Genomic DNA, 1,551 nt, shown 5'->3' on the forward strand with positions numbered 1-1,551 from the left:
TCGAAGACATTCGCATGGTTCTTTCCAGCGAACGCAATTCCCCTCGCACTGAACGGGAACATGGACCATAAGGTGGTGATTGGGATTGCAGTGTTCTCTCTATTGGCCGGTATGCTATGCGGCGCGCTCCCCGCCTGGCGTTCGTCTCACGCGCCGGCCATTGAGGTACTGAAGGCAGAGTCTGCAAGTATCTCCGGCGGCTCACGCAACCGGAAATTGCTCAGCGGGCTGGTGGTGGCGCAAATCGCGCTCTCACTTCCTCTGCTGTTGTGCTCCGGGCTATTTCTGCGAACCCTCAAGAATCTCGCCGGCGCGAATCCAGGATTTGAGCAGGACCACATTCTCACCGCGACCGTGGGGCTGAATATCGCCGGCTACAGCAACGATGAGACACAGTTGATCCGTCGCAAGATACTTGACCGCGTTTCGGCATTGCCCGGCGTGAAGGTTGCGTCTCTTACGGACTGGATTCCGATGTCCCTGAGCCACAAGGGCGAGGATGCGTATCCGGAAGGGTATGTGCCGCACCCCCATGAATCTTTGCAGGTGTACCACGCCGAGGTGTCCCCGCGGTATTTCGAATCCCTTCATATACCCATTTTAGAAGGACGAGAGTTTACACCGGATGACGATGAAAAGGCCCCGAGGGTACTCATCGTGGATCAGAACGCGGCGAGGCGCTACTGGCCAGGACAGGATCCGCTGGGAAAGAAACTCAGGGTGTGGGGCAGCCTTTTCACGGTTGTCGGAGTCGCGAGAGATTCGACACATATGTTCGTGAATGAGGCACCGGAGCCTATGATCTATATGAGCTTTTTCCAGGTGGGGTACGAGACGATCGTGCAGGTGGAGACCGAGGGAAATCCGGCCGACCTGGCGCCGGCGGTGGAAAACGCCATCCACACAATCGATACACGGCTACCGGTTTTCGACGTGCGCCCCATGCGGGAGACCACCCAGTTGGCGAGCAGCTTCGCCATCATACAGAGCGCCCTGGCGGGACTGTTCGGGCTGATCGGGCTGGTTCTTGCGGCAACCGGAATCTACGGAGTCGTGGCCTATCGAACCCAAATGCGAACCCACGAGATCGGAGTGCGAATGGCGCTAGGTGCTTCACGTGTGAACGTGCTGCGGCTCGTGCTGTTGCAGGGAGTGTGGCTCACAGGCATGGGGCTGGCGCTGGGATTGGTATTTGCGTTGGGACTGACACGTTTTATTGCCCGGCTGTTGTACGGCATCGGCGCCAACGATCCCGTCACCGTCGTTTCCGTCGTCCTGCTCCTGGGAACAATGTCTTTGTTAGCCTGCTACTTTCCGGCACGTCGAGCCATGCGCCGGAACCCTGTGACCGCGATTCGCGAACTGTAAGCTGCAGTTCAAACTCGCCTCGAGTTTGAGCGAATCAGGCGTATGCGCGGGGCTCCACCTGGCTATCGAGGAGGAGAACGATGTTCCACCGTTAACAAACAAATCTCCGCCTGGTGGATCTTCGTTCTGCGTTGCGTGAACAGGGGAATGCGCTCGTCCAGAATCGAATGCTAGCGATTCTCG

The 1,551-nt window shown here is 58.0% G+C and carries 1 protein-coding gene; it reads left to right on the top strand.

Annotated features, from left to right (window positions below; translation table 11 throughout):
• Positions 1-1,368, top strand: a 1,368-nt coding sequence (locus tag WA354_RS09080; protein WP_472812687.1) for an ABC transporter permease, incomplete at its 5' end; no start/stop codon positions are given.
• Positions 1,369-1,551 lie beyond the last annotated feature (183 nt).

It is taken from the genome of Occallatibacter sp. (assembly GCF_049802275.1).
Classification (GTDB): Bacteria; Acidobacteriota; Terriglobia; order Terriglobales; family Acidobacteriaceae; genus Telmatobacter.